The sequence below is a fragment of the Scandinavium sp. genome (assembly GCF_036271055.1).
GTDB lineage: Bacteria > Pseudomonadota > Gammaproteobacteria > Enterobacterales > Enterobacteriaceae > Scandinavium.
Window position 1 is genome coordinate 1 of sequence record NZ_DATBBJ010000043.1, and the last position, 16,541, is coordinate 16,541.

15 protein-coding genes are annotated in these 16,541 nt (G+C 55.2%); all 15 read right to left on the reverse strand.

Features of this window, described 5'->3' with window-relative positions; all coding sequences use genetic code 11:
• On the reverse strand, positions 1–388 hold a 388-nt coding region (gene cheY / locus VH187_RS06180), incomplete at its 3' end, for a chemotaxis response regulator CheY (protein ID WP_329700609.1).
• 154 nt (positions 389–542) lie between these two features.
• A complete protein-coding gene (locus VH187_RS06185) occupies positions 543–1,592 on the reverse strand; it encodes a protein-glutamate methylesterase/protein-glutamine glutaminase (protein WP_329700610.1) in 1,050 nt (349 codons plus the stop codon).
• Positions 1,589–2,455 (reverse strand): protein-glutamate O-methyltransferase CheR, encoded by an 867-nt coding sequence (gene cheR, locus VH187_RS06190; protein WP_329700611.1) that lies wholly within the window; start codon positions 2,453–2,455, stop codon positions 1,589–1,591. The genes VH187_RS06185 and cheR overlap by 4 nt, the downstream gene beginning before the upstream one ends.
• Before the next feature lie 22 nt (positions 2,456–2,477).
• Positions 2,478–4,079, reverse strand: a complete 1,602-nt coding sequence (gene tap / locus VH187_RS06195) for a methyl-accepting chemotaxis protein IV (protein ID WP_329700612.1) — start codon at positions 4,077–4,079, stop codon at positions 2,478–2,480.
• 36 nt (positions 4,080–4,115) lie between these two features.
• Positions 4,116–5,777 carry a methyl-accepting chemotaxis protein II gene (tar, locus tag VH187_RS06200; RefSeq protein ID WP_329700613.1) on the reverse strand — a complete coding sequence of 554 codons (1,662 nt, stop codon included), beginning with the start codon at positions 5,775–5,777 and terminating at the stop codon, positions 4,116–4,118.
• 78 nt (positions 5,778–5,855) lie between these two features.
• Positions 5,856–6,827, reverse strand: coding sequence for a Csu type fimbrial protein (locus VH187_RS06205; protein ID WP_329700614.1), 972 nt, complete (start codon positions 6,825–6,827; stop codon positions 5,856–5,858).
• Positions 6,827–9,214, reverse strand: a complete 2,388-nt coding sequence (locus tag VH187_RS06210) for a fimbria/pilus outer membrane usher protein (protein WP_329700615.1) — start codon at positions 9,212–9,214, stop codon at positions 6,827–6,829. The genes VH187_RS06205 and VH187_RS06210 overlap by 1 nt, the downstream gene beginning before the upstream one ends.
• Positions 9,190–9,957, reverse strand: coding sequence for a fimbrial biogenesis chaperone (locus tag VH187_RS06215; protein WP_329700616.1), 768 nt, complete (start codon positions 9,955–9,957; stop codon positions 9,190–9,192). The genes VH187_RS06210 and VH187_RS06215 overlap by 25 nt, the downstream gene beginning before the upstream one ends.
• A gap of 16 nt (positions 9,958–9,973) precedes the next feature.
• The gene (locus VH187_RS06220; protein WP_414713911.1) at positions 9,974–10,525 is read right to left on the reverse strand and encodes a Csu type fimbrial protein; all 552 of its coding nucleotides are present in this window, start codon (positions 10,523–10,525) and stop codon (positions 9,974–9,976) included.
• A gap of 8 nt (positions 10,526–10,533) precedes the next feature.
• Positions 10,534–11,103 carry a spore coat protein U domain-containing protein gene (locus tag VH187_RS06225; RefSeq protein WP_329700618.1) on the reverse strand — a complete coding sequence of 190 codons (570 nt, stop codon included), beginning with the start codon at positions 11,101–11,103 and terminating at the stop codon, positions 10,534–10,536.
• Positions 11,104–11,448: 345 nt separating this feature from the next.
• A complete protein-coding gene (gene cheW / locus VH187_RS06230) occupies positions 11,449–11,952 on the reverse strand; it encodes a chemotaxis protein CheW (RefSeq protein ID WP_329700619.1) in 504 nt (167 codons plus the stop codon).
• Positions 11,953–11,973: 21 nt separating this feature from the next.
• Positions 11,974–14,013, reverse strand: a complete 2,040-nt coding sequence (gene cheA, locus VH187_RS06235; RefSeq protein ID WP_329700620.1) for a chemotaxis protein CheA — start codon at positions 14,011–14,013, stop codon at positions 11,974–11,976.
• Positions 14,014–14,017: 4 nt separating this feature from the next.
• On the reverse strand, positions 14,018–14,950 hold the full coding sequence (gene motB / locus VH187_RS06240) for a flagellar motor protein MotB (protein ID WP_329700621.1): 933 nt from the start codon (positions 14,948–14,950) through the stop codon (positions 14,018–14,020).
• Positions 14,947–15,837: a flagellar motor stator protein MotA gene (gene motA, locus VH187_RS06245; protein ID WP_329700622.1), complete on the reverse strand. Its 891-nt coding sequence runs from the start codon at positions 15,835–15,837 to the stop codon at positions 14,947–14,949. The genes motB and motA overlap by 4 nt, the downstream gene beginning before the upstream one ends.
• Before the next feature lie 123 nt (positions 15,838–15,960).
• Complete coding sequence (flhC, locus tag VH187_RS06250; protein WP_329700623.1) at positions 15,961–16,539, reverse strand: flagellar transcriptional regulator FlhC; 579 nt, start codon at positions 16,537–16,539, stop codon at positions 15,961–15,963.
• Positions 16,540–16,541 lie beyond the last annotated feature (2 nt).

The following is a 16,541-nucleotide window of genomic DNA, read 5'->3' on the forward strand; positions in this document are numbered from 1 at the left end:
ACATGCCGAGCTTTTCGAAGATTTTGTTCAACTTCTCTTCAAGTGTTGCAGCGGTAAACGGTTTCACCACATAGCCACTTGCCCCCGCTTGTGCTGCGGCAATAATGTTCTCTTTCTTGGCCTCAGCCGTCACCATCAGCACCGGCATCGCCGCCATTGCGCCATGGGCACGAATGGTTTTCAGCAATTCCAGACCGTCCATGTTCGGCATGTTCCAGTCAGAGATAACAAAACCAAAACCGCCACCGTTGAGTTTATTCAGTGCATCAACGCCATCTTCAGCTTCTTCAACGTTGTTGAAGCCCAGCTCTTTGAGCAGGTTGCGGACAATGCGGCGCATGGTAGAGAAATCATCCACCACCAAAAATTTGAGTTCTTTATCTGCCATTTATAGAGTTCCTTCGGTTTTTGCCTATTTAAGAAGGCGTAATTGTTGCAGCCAGTTTGGACATGGCTAGCGCGGAAGAACCGGAGCGTACATAAAGTACGTGAGGATTCTGAGCACTGCCCGGGTTCAAAATGGCAAATAAAATAGCCTGCTTTTAAATACGTATTGCCTGTCCGGCACTAATCTTCGCCAGCATCTGCTGGCTTATTTGGCTTAAATCGACCACTTCGCTGACGCCACCACTGTTAATGGCTTCACGCGGCATGCCGAACACCACACAACTTGCTTCGTTTTGCGCGATGGTCCAGGCGCCTGCCTGGTGCATCGCTAACATTCCGGCGGCCCCGTCGTTGCCCATGCCGGTGAGGATCACCCCCACGGCATTACGCCCCGCGTATTTAGCCACCGAATGAAACAGCACATCCACGGACGGACGATGCCGGTTAACTGGCGGTCCATCGTGAATTTTTATCTGATAGTTAGCCCCGCTACGCGCCAGTTCCATGTGTTTATCACCCGGTGCGATGTAAGCGTGACCGGGTAAAACACGTTCACCGTCCTCGGCCTCTTTCACGGCAATCTGACACAGTTTGTTCAGCCGTTCCGCGAACGAACGGGTGAACCCCGGCGGCATATGCTGAGTAATGAGAATCGCCGGGCTGGTCAACGGCAGCGGCTGCAACACGTGGCGAATCGCCTCGGTCCCACCGGTCGACGCGCCAATCACCAACAGTTTTTCCGAACTCAGCATTGGCCCGGCTTTCAATGTCACCGGGGCCGCCAGCGGTTTATGCGCACTCAGCTGCGCTCGCGATGCCGCGCGCACTTTATCGGCAATCATTTCGCTGTAGGCTAACATCCCTTCGCGGATGCCAATCTGTGGTTTAGTGACGAAATCTACCGCTCCCAATTCCAATGCCCGTAGCGTAACTTCTGATCCTTTCCCGGTCAGCGAAGAGACCATCACCACCGGCATAGGCCGCAGACGCATTAATTTCTCCAGAAAATCAATGCCATCCATGCGCGGCATTTCCACATCGAGGGTCAACACATCGGGATTGTATTTTTTAATCAAGTCCCGGGCGACCAGCGGGTCGGGCGCGGTCGCCACCATTTCCATATCGCTGTGGCTATTGACAATTTCCGTCATAATCTGACGCATCAGTGCCGAATCATCGACTGACAACACTCTGATTTTGCTCATGCTTTATCCTTACTCAGCGCGTACACCGTCTGCCCCCGCAGACTGAACTCGCGCACGAGGTTGCTGAAGTTCTCCGAGTGCCCGGCAAACAATAATCCGTCAGGCTTTAGCAAATGCACGAAACGACGAAGGATTTCCTGCTGCGTCGTTTTATCGAAATAAATCATCACATTGCGACAAAAAATCGCATCGAATGGCCCTGGCACGTTGTACACCTTGTCGAGCAAATTGACCGGGGAAAAATCCACGTAGTTCGACAACTCCTGGCGTACCCGGACCAATCCACTGTGCGGCCCTGTACCGCGCATGAAATAGTGCTGTAACTGCAGCGGCGACATTGTTTTCAACTCGTCCTGCCGATAAACCCCGCTCTGGGCTTTATTCAGCACTTCGGTGTCGATATCGCTGGCAAATACCTTCCAGCGACCAGGTGCTGTGCCAAGCGTATCGGCAAGCGTAATGGCAATCGAATAAGGCTCTTCACCGGTCGATGCCGCTGCACTCCACACCCGGTATTCCCCCTGCCGACGCTTGGCGTGCTCAGCCAGCGTGGGAAAATGATGCGCCTCACGGAAAAACGCCGTCAGGTTGGTGGTCAGCGAGTTAATAAAAGCCTGCCACTCGGCGTTATCCTGATTGGCCTCCAGCATCGCCAGATAGCGACCAAAATCATCGAGGCCGAGCTGGCGCAAACGCCGCACCAGCCGGTTGTACACCATGTCGCGCTTGTGATCGGCCAGCACGATTCCTGCGCGCTGGTAGATCAGTTGGCAAATCCGATGAAACTGCGCATCGGACAACGCCAGGCGCTGTGTCATCTGCGTGAGTAGTGACGATTGCCCGTTGGGCAGAGTTGCTGTCATAGCGCCTTCTTCTTACGTCCTTTCAGGAAACAACGGGTACGGCTAATGGCCGACCCCCTTCATGCTGCGATACATGTTTTTCTTCTACTTCAAATACCGACACCAGCGAGGTCAGATGGTCCGCCTGCCCCGCCAATTGCTCTGTCGCCGCCGCGGCTTCTTCTACCAGCGAGGCGTTTTGCTGTGTTACTTGATCCATCTGGCTCACCGCCAAAGCAACTTGTTCGATGCCGCGACGCTGTTCATCAGACGCAGAGGCAATCTCACCCATGATGTCGTTCACCTGCGTTACCGAGCGAACAATCTCCGTCATGGTGTTGGCGGCGGTATCCACTAATGCAGACCCTTCCTGCACACGTGAAACCGACTCCTCGATCAGCCCTTTGATCTCTTTGGCGGCCTGTGCACTTCGGCTCGCCAGATTACGTACCTCGCCTGCGACGACCGCAAATCCACGCCCTTGCTCACCGGCTCGCGCCGCTTCAACCGCAGCGTTAAGCGCCAGGATGTTAGTCTGGAAAGCAATCCCATCGATAACACTGGTAATGTCGCCAATCTTCTTCGAACTGTTGGCAATTTCGTGCATCGTTTCGGCCACATGGGATGCCTGTTGCCCGCCCCGCTTCGCGGTTTCTGCCGCCGTACTCGCAAGGCCAGAAGCCTGACGAGCGTTGTCGGCGTTCTGCCCGACGGTAGCCGTTAACTGCTCCATGCTGGCTGCCGTTTGCGCAAGTGACGCCGCCTGCTCTTCCGTGCGTGCCGAAAGATCGTTATTGCCTGCGGCAATTTCGGAAATCCCGGTATGCATCGCATGACTGCCCTGACGCACCTGGCTGACGGTATCGCGCAGCGCGGTTTGCATGGCTTTCAACCCGGAAAAAATCGCCGAAATTTCATTTTTGCCAAACACCATCACCGGACGCGCCAGATTACCCTGCGCAATACTGGTGAAATGGCTGCTGATGATGTTCAACGGCTGAACAATCATTCGGCGCGTCCACAACAGCGCACCACTGGTCAGCAGCGCGGCAATCACCACCATGGCGATAAAAATCGCCGCCGAACGGTGATAGTTGCTGTCGCTGGCACGGCGTGCATCCTGCACATACACCCCAATGTTCTGCTGCCAGGTGTGATAGTTGGCATCAAACGCCTCCTGTGCTGCTGGCACTGGCGCGGTCATAAAGTCAGAGAGCTGATTACTCTCAAGCCAGGTCGCCTGGTGATCCAACGCCGCGTGAAGCTCGGCATAGCGCTGCTTGCTCTGCGCCTGCAACGTTTTTGCCTCATCGTTCACCGGAGGAACAGCCAGAAACTCGGCAAACTCTTTGTCTGCTTGTTTCAGGTTCTGCCGGGCGCTAACCATCAGCTTTTTGATCTCCTCCGGCGGGTAGCTCAGGGCGGTCAGCGTGCCGGCTTTATTCAGCGCGGTACTGGCCTCCAGCAACACCACTCGGGCATCCATCAAACTGCTTAACTGCAAATTCCCTTGCTCAACCTGACTGAGGTTTTGTTGTCCATCGCGAAACGCCCAAAACGACAACCCATTGCTGCCCACTTGCAACAGGCCACACACCACCAGAATCAAAAATAAGGTGGTCGAGATACGAATTCGATTGAACATCAACACTCCCGATATACGGCAACAGGCCGCGTAAAGTTAAAAGGTCTCCCAGTTACTCTCCGTTCCGGCAGTGACGGCGCGCGGGCTCAATGTCTCGCGGCTCGGCTGTGGAGCGGTTGTTTTTTTACTCACTGCACGGGTACTGACTGCGGCAATCTGAAACACTGAAACAGCGCGTGTCAGACTGTTGGACTGCTCTTCTAAGGCGGCAGCGGCGGCGGCAGATTGCTGCACCAGCGCGGCGTTTTGTTGGGTGACGCGATCCATTTCGGAAACCGCCAGGGCCACCTGATCAATGCCACGGCTTTGTTCGTCGGATGCCGATGAAATTTCGCCCATGATGTCGGTGACGCGGGTGACGGCGTTGACGATATCGCTCATGGTTTCCCCGGCGCTTTCCACCAGCACGGAGCCGGTATCCACTTTCGACACAGAGTCTTCAATCAGGCCTTTGATCTCTTTCGCGGCCTGCGCGCTTCGGCTGGCTAGGTTACGCACTTCCCCGGCGACCACCGCAAAACCACGGCCCTGTTCGCCCGCACGTGCGGCTTCTACTGCCGCATTAAGCGCCAGGATATTGGTCTGGAAGGCAATGCTGTCGATAACACCGGTAATATCGGAAATCTTCTGCGAACTGGCGGCAATGTCGTGCATCGTTTTCACCACGCCATCCACCACTTTCCCGCCACGCTGGGCGGTTTCAGATGCGCTCAACGCCAACTGCGACGCCTGACGGGCGTTTTCGGCGTTCTGCTTCACGGTGGCGGTTAACTCTTCCATGCTGGCGGCAGTTTGCTCCAGCGCGGAAGCCTGTTCTTCGGTGCGGGAGGAAAGGTCGTTATTGCCGATGGCGATTTCACTGGTGCCTGCATAAATGGCATCCGAGCCCTGACGGACGCGCGTGACGGTGTCGATAATCGACTGCTGCATGTGGTTTACGGTTTGCGCCAGCTCGGCGATTTCGTTACGTCCGCGCACGCTCACCGACTCCGTCAAATCCCCCTGGGCAATGCGACGCAAATGGCCCATCACTACCGTCAAAGGATTCAACAAAATTTGGCGAATGCCATACCAGGCGGCAGCAAGAATGGTGACCAGAACAACCGCGATGATCGCCAATTGCCACTGGGCAAAGTGGTAATCACGTTGACTGGTGCTGTAGGCCTTTTGATACAGCGCTTCGCTCTGCACCGCATACTGATTCATCGCATCGCTTAAGCCGTTTTGCATCCCCTGCGTAGCCTGAGCGAAATAAGCATCCATGTTGCCGTTTTGCAGGAAGCCCAGCAGCTCAGTCAGGCCGCTGAAATATTTTTGATAGCTGGCATCGACTGCGGCGTTCTCATCGGCCAGTTCTGCTGGAACAGGCAGAGCGGAGAAACGTGCGTAATGTTTAGCGGCATCCGCCAATGACGCCTGCGCATTCTTGAGCAAATCGGTTTTGGCGCTGCTCTGCTGATTAGCGGCGTCCATCATCATGCGTGCGGAAGAACGACTAAGATTAATGCGCGTTTGCAGCATCAGTTCCCAGGTTTTGCTCAATTCAGTCTGGCTGGTGCGTAATTCGTTCGAGAGGGTGAAACTTTGCTGATTCTGTTGGAGTGACGAGAAAAGAAATCCACCGGACAGCAGTTGAAGCAGTGCGAAGACGACCAACACCAACATCAACAGGGTGACAACGCGGAGACGGTTCAACATACAACACCTTTTCAATAACGTGATAGCGGTGTTATCGGCACGGCGCTACAGAACTTTACGTTAAGTCATGCGCTCACGTCAGAAGGCGACATCCACCACCAGCGTATCGGTGTAGCTCCCGGCGGGTGGCGTACTCTGCCCACTGAGCATTTTGGCGGTGTAGTTGTAGGTGTTTACCGTGCCATCCGAACTGACCGACGATGCCGCACTGCTTGCCCAGCGCTCCGTGCCAGCCGGTCCCCAGCGGCTGCTGGTGGTGCCTTTATAGAGGTCGTAGCTCATCGAATTGCTGCCGCTGACCATCTTGCGCACCGTGCCGCTTCCCGCATTGACGCCGTTGTTGATACCGACGGTGTAAGCGCTGCCTTTGGTGCAGGTGATGGCGACCGATTGTGAAACCGAGGGGAAATTGCTTATCAGCGGCGCACTGCCAAAATTAACATCCGGCGCGCTGATGGTGATGCAGTCGGTGGTGACGTTCAGGGTCAACTGTGTCGTCACCGGCGTGGTTCCGGCCTGCGGCGTGCCGAGGCAAATTCCTAATACGCCTGTCGGACAGACGCTGTAGCTGATGTTCAGCGTGACATTCACCTGATACGGCCCGGCGGTCACGCTCTGCCCGGAAACGGTGCGGAAATAAATTGGCAGCGTGTAGCTTTTTGACGTCAACAGCCCGAGCAGCGTGTTGCCGCTCCAGCTGTAGGTCTGCCCGACTGCCGTTTCGGTGCTGTTCGTACAGGACGAAGTACCACACACCCGCACCGGTACCGCATCGGTCACCGTGGTGTTATCGGTGCGCTTCATTGCCGCGCGCGTGCCCGAGGTCGCAGTCGCGCTGAGCACGTTCATTGACACCGTGTCGCTGGTTAAAAGATTCAGCACCGTGTCGCAGGTGACCACAAGATTTGCCGAGGTTTGCTGTTCGGTACTGTTGACGGTAAACGAAGACAGGCTGCCGAATGACGCATTGGCGATGGTCACCGTACAGGCGGCGTGAACCGTGGTACTCATCAGCCACAGCAGAATAAACAGCCCAAAAGCGCGACGCATTATTTCATCTCCCGGCACAGAAGCGGCCCGTAGGTACGGAGTTTATGTTCAGGATTCGGCTGCGTAGCGAAACTCGTCGCACAGCGTTTTCCGTCCGGCGTGGTGACGGCAAGCGGATTGTTATCGCTGAGATTTTCCAGCCAGGCGATACCGTCATAGCCTACGGGCGCATCCGGCTTGCCTGCGCGTGACACTCGACTGCCAACCGGCAAGGCATTCCCCGCCGCATCATGAAGGATCACGCTCGCCACGCGCTCCTGTTCCATTGGGAATTCAAGCAGATAACCGCTGTTACGCCGTAACGCAATGCGCTGTTCTGTCTGTTTAAGCTGCGTATCGGCGGGGAGATTCAGGGCGTTGATGCTGTAGTTCGCCGGATACCAGGCCGAAACACCGCTTATCAGCAAATAGCCTTTATCGTTGGTTTCCCCGACGGGCTGATGTTCATAATTCACCGGCACCGAAGGCTGCCCGTCCGTGCTGACGACCACAAAAGCATCGTTGATTTTATTGGCGGCAAACACCTGTCCGTCCATCAGGACCAGCGATCCCATCGCTTCGCCCCACCAGGTCATGGCATTTTCTTCACCGTAGCCGCCGCCCTGCAATTCGATATTGCTGTTGCGCCAGCCGAGTGTCGCCTGCTGGTAGTTGCTTGATTCCGACTGCCGCGCCCAGGCCAGATTCCAGCTGAAACCGCCGTCCGACGGCATGGTGTGGTTATAGTTAATGCGCTGGGTATTGCCGTAATCCGGCGTATTTTCGGTGCTCACCGCCACGCTGTCCCGGTCGCCGAGCGGGATTTGCAGCGACATCGCCAGCGTCCAGTCGCCGCGCTGCTGGTCACGGCTTGCCGCCAGATAAATACTGCTGCTGCCCCACAGGCTGCGACTCCAGGACAGGTTCAGCAACTCCGTTTTCTGGCTATCAAAACTTTCCACGCCAATCCACGCCGCGCCGACGTTGCCGTAGTTGCCCATGTTCAGAGACAGCGAATACTGATCGCTGCGCTGGCTGAGGCTGGCTATCGGGTTGTGCTGATCGTCATAAAGACGTGGCGTGTCGTACAGCGCCAGGTTGCCGAAGGTTTTGTCGCGATGGGTATGTTGCGTAATGAAGCTGAATGCGCCCGTGCTGTACTGGTAACCCCAGTTCAGTTGTTGACCGCCTTCGCCGTACATTTGGCTGTGGGTATAGCTGCCGTTGACGATGCCAAACTGACCGATTTTTACCAAGGCCCCTGCCCCGCCGAGCGCCAATGATTCCGCGCCTTCCGCATGGCTTTCGAGGGTCAAATAATCACTCACGCCGTAGCGGTATGTCCCACTGCCGACCGCCGGGCCGTAATCAAAATTTTCGATACCATAGTTGCGCCGCAGTGCGCCAAAGGTCGCGGCTCCGTCGCGGAGTCCGGGTTTGAGCATTTCACTGGCGACATAAAATGGCAGCGTAGTACTGACCTGCCGCCCGAGTGCATCGGTGGTGACCAGCACCGCATTCCCCGCCCCGTTGATGTACGGCAAATTGGACAGCGTGAACGGACCGGGCTGAAGCTGCGTGGACCCGGCGCGGTAGCCGTCGATAAATAAATCCACTGAGGTCGGAACGGCCGCATCACCGGTAAAGGTTGGCAGCGGCCAGGTCACCAGATCGGGGCGCAGTGAAAAGTCGCGGCCTATACGCACCCCGCCGATGCGCACGCTATTACTCCAGCTCAGTGCATCGCTGATGGTATCGCCCAGATCCCATTCCAGCGCATTGTCGTCATCTGTATAGCTGAGCGTGGTGTCGTAACGCATGTAGCCATTTTGTATCTGGCTTTCACCGCTGAGATTTTGCCTGACGTAGCCGGTCGAAGAGAGACTGTTTTTACCGCTGAAAAAACGCAGTTCATGCCAGATAGCGGCCTGACCGACGCCATTTTCTGTTTGACTGGTGTAGACATCGTAATTGAGCAACGCACCGCTGCCGTCCAGCGGCTTTGCGCGTTTGAGCCCATTCTGAAACGTGGCCTCTTTGGCGGCAAACCAGTCGGAAGGCACCGTCAGCAATAACCGTTGGCCGTTGCCGTCGTATTCGGTTTTTACCTGGCTCAGCGCGGAGAGATCCACGTCGCCTGCAGGCAGTTTATCGCCAGGAAGCCCTGCCCGTTGTAGATCCGCACTGGCGACGAACCAATGGTTATCACGCTGCGTCACCGGCACCACGGTTTGCGTATCGTAATGGTTGATAATCAGCCCAAGCTGATACACCGACTGCTGGTTGATGGTGCGCGCGTCCGGTGGCGGAGGCAGCAGATCGTCGCCCGATTCTGCCCGACAAAGACCTGAGCTGGTTAACAATATGCACACGGCAAGTTTCGTCAGTTGCCCGCGGCGGACTGCCATTTCGCGTCCTGTGCATTAATGGTCGCGCTGATCCCCGTGGGATGCGTGATGCCCGCGGGCAACGGCCAGCTTCGGCTCTCCCCGGGCAACACATAGCCCAACAGACCAGGCGCGACTTCCCGCTCGCTCCCCCCTTGTCGAACGGAAACCTGACTCAGGCGCACATGAACGAGGTCACGGTTGCGCACTTCAATGGCGGGTTTTCCGTCTATGGTGGTGGCATTCCAGCTCAGATTGCGGCTATCAACCTGCACATGATTCGTCCCTTCCGTTTCCACCGGCATCCCCTGACCGTAGACGAACAAGGGAATCGAATAACGCATTTGCAACTTGAGTCCTATCTGCGGTTTTGTCTCGCCCGTCGGTTGCGGAATTTCGTCGATAATGATTCGGTAGGCCAGTTCTTTGCCCTGCGGCACGTTGGCCTGCTTAATCAGGCGGATCAACTGTTTGCCGCCACGATCCACACGCAAAATTGGCGGACTAGCCACCACGTCCTGTTGCTGTTGATAACGCTCAAAACCACCCTCTTGTTGCCAGCGCACAATGCGCACCTGCATCGTGGTGGCGCTTTCGCCCTGGTTTTCAATCCACAATTCGGTGGCTTTTTTATCTGCCGTCAGAAACGGATCGATGGGCCAGATAAGTACCGTAGCGGCGGCATGTACCGCAGAGGAAATCAGGAAAGTGCCGCTCAGACAGGCCAGCACGGTTAATGTGCGCGGTAGACAACTCTGGTTCATCCTCTTTCTCCCTGCATTACCATGACAATGTCACGGTGAGTTGGTCACTGTAATTCCCAGCCGGGCTAAACCCGGTCAGTTGCGCGGCCCCGTACAGGGTCAACGCGATGTTATCGCCATTGCTGTAGGTCACAGATACTGGCTGATTGACGCCGATTTCGCTGTTGGCCGCCAGTGAACTGCTGCTGTACAACCGATATGGCACCCGGTCGGTGCCACCGGATCGCTGCATATTGCGCACCGTGGTGTAATTCTGTCCGGCGTTAATGCTCATGCTCAGCGCCACACCCGGTGTACACGCCAAGGACAACGACGCATTCGGTACAAACTGGGTACTGACTTGGCCGCTTTTCACCCCGCTGTAACTGCCGAAATTCAGTGAGCCCATCGCCCCGCCGCTGCCCGTCGACACCGAACACCCCGGCGTGATGGTGGCGTTAACTTTGAATGACTGGGTGGAGACCGTCAGCGCCTGCACCGGAAAGCCCTGACTTAGCAGCACAACCAGTCCTAAAAGGCGTAGCCGTTCCCGGGCTTCCCGCAGGAAACCTGATCCACCCGATGTCATTCGCGGGGTTAGTAATTGACGCTGACGTTAATCGTGTCGGTGTAGGTGCCCGGAACGACAGTCACGCTGTTACCGCCGCCCTGGATGCGTCCGTACAAGGTGTAGCTATCAACACCTCCCGTCGTGGAAGCAATCGGTAATGCGGTATTGTTGGTGATCACTGTGTTGTAGCCGCTGTCACTGTACAAGCTGTAAGCCACGCCTTGCGTTGCGTTGGTTGTGCTAACCAGATATCGCGCAGGTGTGCCCGGCGTGCCAACCACCGTTCCTGGCGCGGTACTGTTGGTATTGCCCGTGATAGCGACAGAATAGCTGCTGGTAGTGCACTGGACGGTGAAACTGTTTCCCCCGCTAGCCCCCGTTAACTGAGTGGTGAGCGTGGAGAAGGTGGCAGGACGCGTACCAAAATCGAGCGTACCGAAATTGATCCCACTTTGGCTGGGCGAGCCGTTAATCAGACAACCGTTGGTCAGTGTTAAAGTCGCCGCAATGGTCCCGAGACTGGTGACAGCCTGCGCGCCTGTAGAAACCAGCGCCAGTAAACCTGCGGAAGTAACAAGAAGACGTATTCTGTTCATCGGGTCGTCTCCGGAGTCAGAAGTCCTGACGCTTTTTTGTTGTGCGTCAGACGGTTAACAGGTCACCGTTGCGGGTACCTTAACTGAAATCTAGTTCAGGAGATTTCATTCAACCAACTCCGGGCACAAAATTAAGTCTTTTCCCCTATTTACATAATTAGTATTTATAAATCAGTTAATTAGAGACGCAGCGGCAAGACAAAATGACACACTGCAAAGAATATATTGCGTCTATTGTGACGTAAATCACACAACGTTAACGGGGATATGTAAGTGGCGCTAATCAGAATTTTAGAGAGGGTAAAACAAGAGGAGTAATCCCCCCGCAGTCACGGGGGGAAATCATTACGCTGCGCTGATGGCTGCGCTGTCGAGGAGAGACATTTCTTCGCTGTTCAACAGCTTTTCAATGTTGACCAGAATGAGCATACGGTCGCCCAATGCACCAAGACCGGTGAGGTATTCAGTTGAAAGCGTGACCGCAAACTCCGGCGCGGGACGAATTTGATCGGAAGCTAACGACAACACATCCGACACACCATCGACTACGATACCCACTACACGCTGGTGCAGATTCAGGACAATCACCACCGTGTTGTCGTTGTACTCCACATCTTGCTGGCTGAACTTCACGCGCAGATCGACAATCGGCACAATCACGCCACGAAGGTTAGTCACCCCTTTGATAAACGACGGGGTATTGGCAATACGCGTCACTTGATCATAACCGCGGATTTCCTGCACCTTCAGGATATCGATCCCGTACTCTTCATCCCCCAACGTGAAGACCAGGAACTCCTGGCCAGAGGGTTCACCCGCCAGTTTTGCTACATTCGTCATACCGGTCATTTTTTTCCCTTCTTCTTACCATCAGGCGGCGGTGTACGCCACACGTTGTTCACGATTCAAACCCTGCAAAGCCTGAACATCGACAATCAGCGCTACGCTGCCATCCCCAAGGATGGTGGCGGCGGAGATGCCCGGCACTTTGCGGTAGTTGCTTTCCAGATTTTTCACCACCACCTGATGCTGGCCGATCAGCTGATCCACCAACAGCGCGTAGCGACGTCCTGCGCTTTGCAGGATAACCACGATACCCTGAGTGGCTTCGGTTTTGGCCCCCTGAACATCGAAAACTTTCCACAATTCCACCAGCGGCAAATACTCCCCACGCACTTCCAGTACGCGTTCGCCGCCCGCCAGAGGATGCAAATCTTCATCACGTGGCTGAAGGGATTCCATCACCGCATTCAAAGGCAGAATGAAGACTTCGCCGCTCACTTTCACCGACATTCCGTCGAGGATCGCCAGCGTCAGGGGCAGCAGAATACGAATTGTTGTGCCCGTACCCTGCTTCGATTTAATTTCAACGTGACCACCCATTTCCTGGATGTTTCGTTTCACCACGTCCATGCCAACGCCACGCCCGGAGACGTCAGTCACCTGTTCGGCCGTAGAGAAACCTGGCGCGAAAATCAGCATCCCAACGTCTTCGTCGGTCATGTTTTCGCTGACGGCCATGCCCTGAGACAGCGCTTTCGCCAGAATGCGCTCACGGTTCAGACCCGCGCCGTCGTCGGTGACTTCGATGCAGATATTTCCGCCCTGATGTTCTGCGGAAAGCGTCAGGTTACCGACGGCAGATTTACCCGCTGCCATGCGGTTTTCCGGTGATTCAATCCCGTGATCCAGGCTGTTACGCACCAGGTGCGTTAACGGATCGATAATGCGTTCGATCAGGCTCTTATCGAGTTCGGTTGAGCTGCCCATCAGGGTCAGTTCCACCTGTTTATTCAGTTTGCCTGCCAGGTCGCGCACCAGGCGCGGGAAGCGGCTGAACACATATTCCATCGGCATCATACGAATCGACATCACCGATTCTTGCAGGTCACGGGCATTACGCTCGAGTTGACCCATGCTGGTGATCAGATCACCGTGCTGCACCGGGTCAAGTTCGTTGGAACGCTGCGCCAGCATCGACTGGGTGATCACCAGTTCACCGACCAGGTTAATCAGTTGATCGACCTTTTCCACCGCCACACGAATGCTGGTGGACTCGCTGGCTTTGGCTGGTTTTTCACGTTCAACGCGTGGTGAGGTTGCCGCTTCTTTCGGTACGGCTTTCAGCGTCGGGGCATTTGCCACCGCTGGCACATCAGCAACATCCACCACAGCGGGTGCAGACGTTTCCGCCACCGGAGTGGCTGCGGCAGATGCGGTTTCAAAGGCAATCTGGTCGGCTTCAATCACAAAGCACAACACCGCCACGATATCGTCCTGCGATACCGCGCCGTCGAGATTTGCGCTCAGTGAGTCCGCCGTTTTCACCACCTGGCTAATTTGCGCCAGATTGCTCAACTCTTCCTGCAACATCTCCGGCTCGCCTGCTTTCAGACGCGACAGCACGATGCGGGTCTGGCCTTCACTTTGCTGTGGGGCAATCGCCACGTCGTTTTCGGACTCTTCACTTTCCACCACGCTCAGTTTTGCACCGGCCGCAGGGGCCGCCACTTCACCTTTTGCCTCTAAAGCCAACTGGCGCAGAGCGTGACAGATGTATTCGAAGTTCGCAGCGTCCGGCTCCTGCGAGCTTTTATAGGCATCGAGCTGTTCCTGCATAATGTCTTTCGTTTCCAAAAACAGGTTGATAATGTCGGTATTGAGCTGCATTTCACCGCGCCGTGCATCGTCCAGCAGGTTTTCCATCAGGTGCGTGGTTTCCTGCAAAACGCTAAAACCAAAGGTGCCTGCGCCGCCTTTTATGGAGTGCGCCGCACGAAAAATAGCGTTCAGCTGCTCTGAGTCAGGGGCTTCTGGCACGAGATCCAGCAGGTGCTGCTCCATATCCGCCAACAATTCGTCGGCTTCATCAAAAAATGTCTGATAAAAATCGCTGATATCCATACTCACGCTATCACCTCTGCTCGGATTGTGGCGATGTGGGACTTGTGGTCGCCGGAGGCAAGGCCGCCGGTTGCTGTAATACGCTTAACGGTTCGTTCTGACTCTCGGCGTTCTCATGGAGGATCGCCTGTTCAGCCTGAGTGTTCAGCACCAGTAAACTGATGCGGCGGTTGATCGCGTCATCACCGCCGTGCTGCTGTAATTTCATGGTGTTTGCCATGCCAATCACGCGTAGCACTTTACCGTCGTCCAGGCCGCCCGCGACCAGCTCCCGACGCGACGCATTCGCGCGGTCGGCGGAGAGTTCCCAGTTGCTGTATCCGCGATCGCCCGTGGCATACGGGAAATCATCGGTGTGGCCTGAAAGACTGATTTTGTTGGGGACTTCATTCAACACTGGCGCGATGGCACGTAAAATATCGCGCATGTAGGTCTCAACTTCCGCGCTGCCGGTTTTAAACATCGGGCGATTCTGGCTGTCGATAATCTGAATTCGCAGCCCTTCCTGGACTAAATCGATTTTCAGATACTGACGCAGCGCGCGTAGTTTCGGGTCGGACTCAATCAGTTGATCAAGCTCGCCGCGAATTTTCTTCAGCCGGTTCTGCTCCATGCGCTTTTTAAGCTCATCGATGTTTGGCTCTTTTTTCACTTCGCCCTGTTGTTGCGTGTAATCATCGCCGCCACCGGGGATCGGGCTGTCGCTGTTTGAAATGCGCGGCCCGCCAGTGACCGCTGTCGCCAGTGGTGTGCGGAAATACTCGGCAATCTGAATCAGCTCTTTCGGGCTGGAAATCGAGATAAGCCACATCACCAGAAAGAAGGCCATCATCGCGGTCATAAAATCGGCATACGCAATCTTCCACGAGCCGTGTCCGGCACTGCTGTGGTTTTTATGCTTACGCCGTTTGACGACGACTATTGGGTGGGACTGGTTTTTCATGCGTCCTCGGTCGTCGACTGTTGTGCCGTTGGGTTGCGCACCGCACGAACGTGCTCTTCCAGCTCAATGAACGAGGGACGTTCGCTGGAGTACAGCGTCTTACGACCAAACTCCACCGCGATCGGTGGCGCATAGCCGTTGAGGTTCGACAGCAGCGTGATTTTAACGCACTGCATCATCTTGCTGGTTTCCGCACTTTTTTGACGCAGTACGGTCGCCAGCGGAGAAATAAATCCATACGCCAGTAAAATACCGAGGAACGTCCCCACCATCGCATGGGCGATCATTGCGCCAAGTTCTGCCGCAGGACGATCTGCCGATCCGAGCGCGTGAACCACGCCCATTACCGCCGCCACGATACCGAATGCAGGCAGAGAATCACCGACCAGCGCCAGGCTGTTTGCCGGTACTTCCGATTCGCTTTCATGCGTTTCAATCTCTTCATCCATCAGCGCTTCAATTTCGAAGGTATTCATGTTGCCGCTGATGATGAGGCGCAGATAATCGACGATAAACTCCAGCATCACTTTATCCGCCAAAATGCGCGGATAGCTGGCGAAGATTTCACTTTCGGTTGGGTTTTCGATGTCACGTTCCAGCGAGAACATTCCCTGCTGGCGTGACTTCGCCATCAGCCGGTAGAGCAGCGCCAGCAGATCCATGTACATACTTTTGGTATATTTTGAACGGCGAAACAGCAACGGCAACGCTTTCAGCGTCCCCTTGATAGCTTTACCGTTGTTACCAACGATAAATGCCCCTATCCCCGCCCCCGCAATGATGATCAATTCTGCAGGCTGATAGAGTGCCCCAAGGTGTCCGCCGGTAAACGCATACCCGCCGAAAACTGTACCAAGAACAACCAGGTAACCTAATAAGATAAGCACGACATCATCCTTCCACGATTAGTAAGCCCGGGAAGAACAGAAAACAATTAACCGAAACGGCGGCAAAAAAAAGCAGCGGACCTGCGTCCGCTGCTGGAGTGTTTTGCCACACCTGATCGTCAGTTAAACAGCTTGTTTTATCTGTTCATCCAGCAGTTGTGGTGTTATATCGGCACTTTCTGGGATAAGTTTACGTCTTTTTACTGCTCGCGACGGTGGCTGGCAAAGACTGCACACGAAGCTCCCCACGGGTTGGTGAGCATGAGTGATAAAATTGCCGCCGCAGCTGTTGCAGCCGCTGAGCTCAAGCATACCGCTCTCAACAAAACGCACCAGAGTCCATGCACGCGTCAGGGCCAAAATCGGACCATTTTCCTGTTGTGGACACTGCTCCAGATAGAGACGATAAGCCCTGATGACCGCATCAACGCCATTGCACAACCGGGTTTTCAGTAAATACTGCCAGGCATTACAGAACATCGACGAGTGGATGTTCTGCTCCCAGGTCATAAACCAGTCGGTAGAAAACGGCAGCATGCCTTTCGGCGGCGGGCTACCGCGAAGCTCTTTGTACAATTTTATGAGGCGACCGCGACTCAGCTGTGTTTCGCTCTCGAGCATTTGCAAACGTGCCCCAAGCGTAATCAGTTCCATTGCCAGTTGTATGTCGCGGGCTTCCTGAACAATGCTTTTCTCGCTCATGA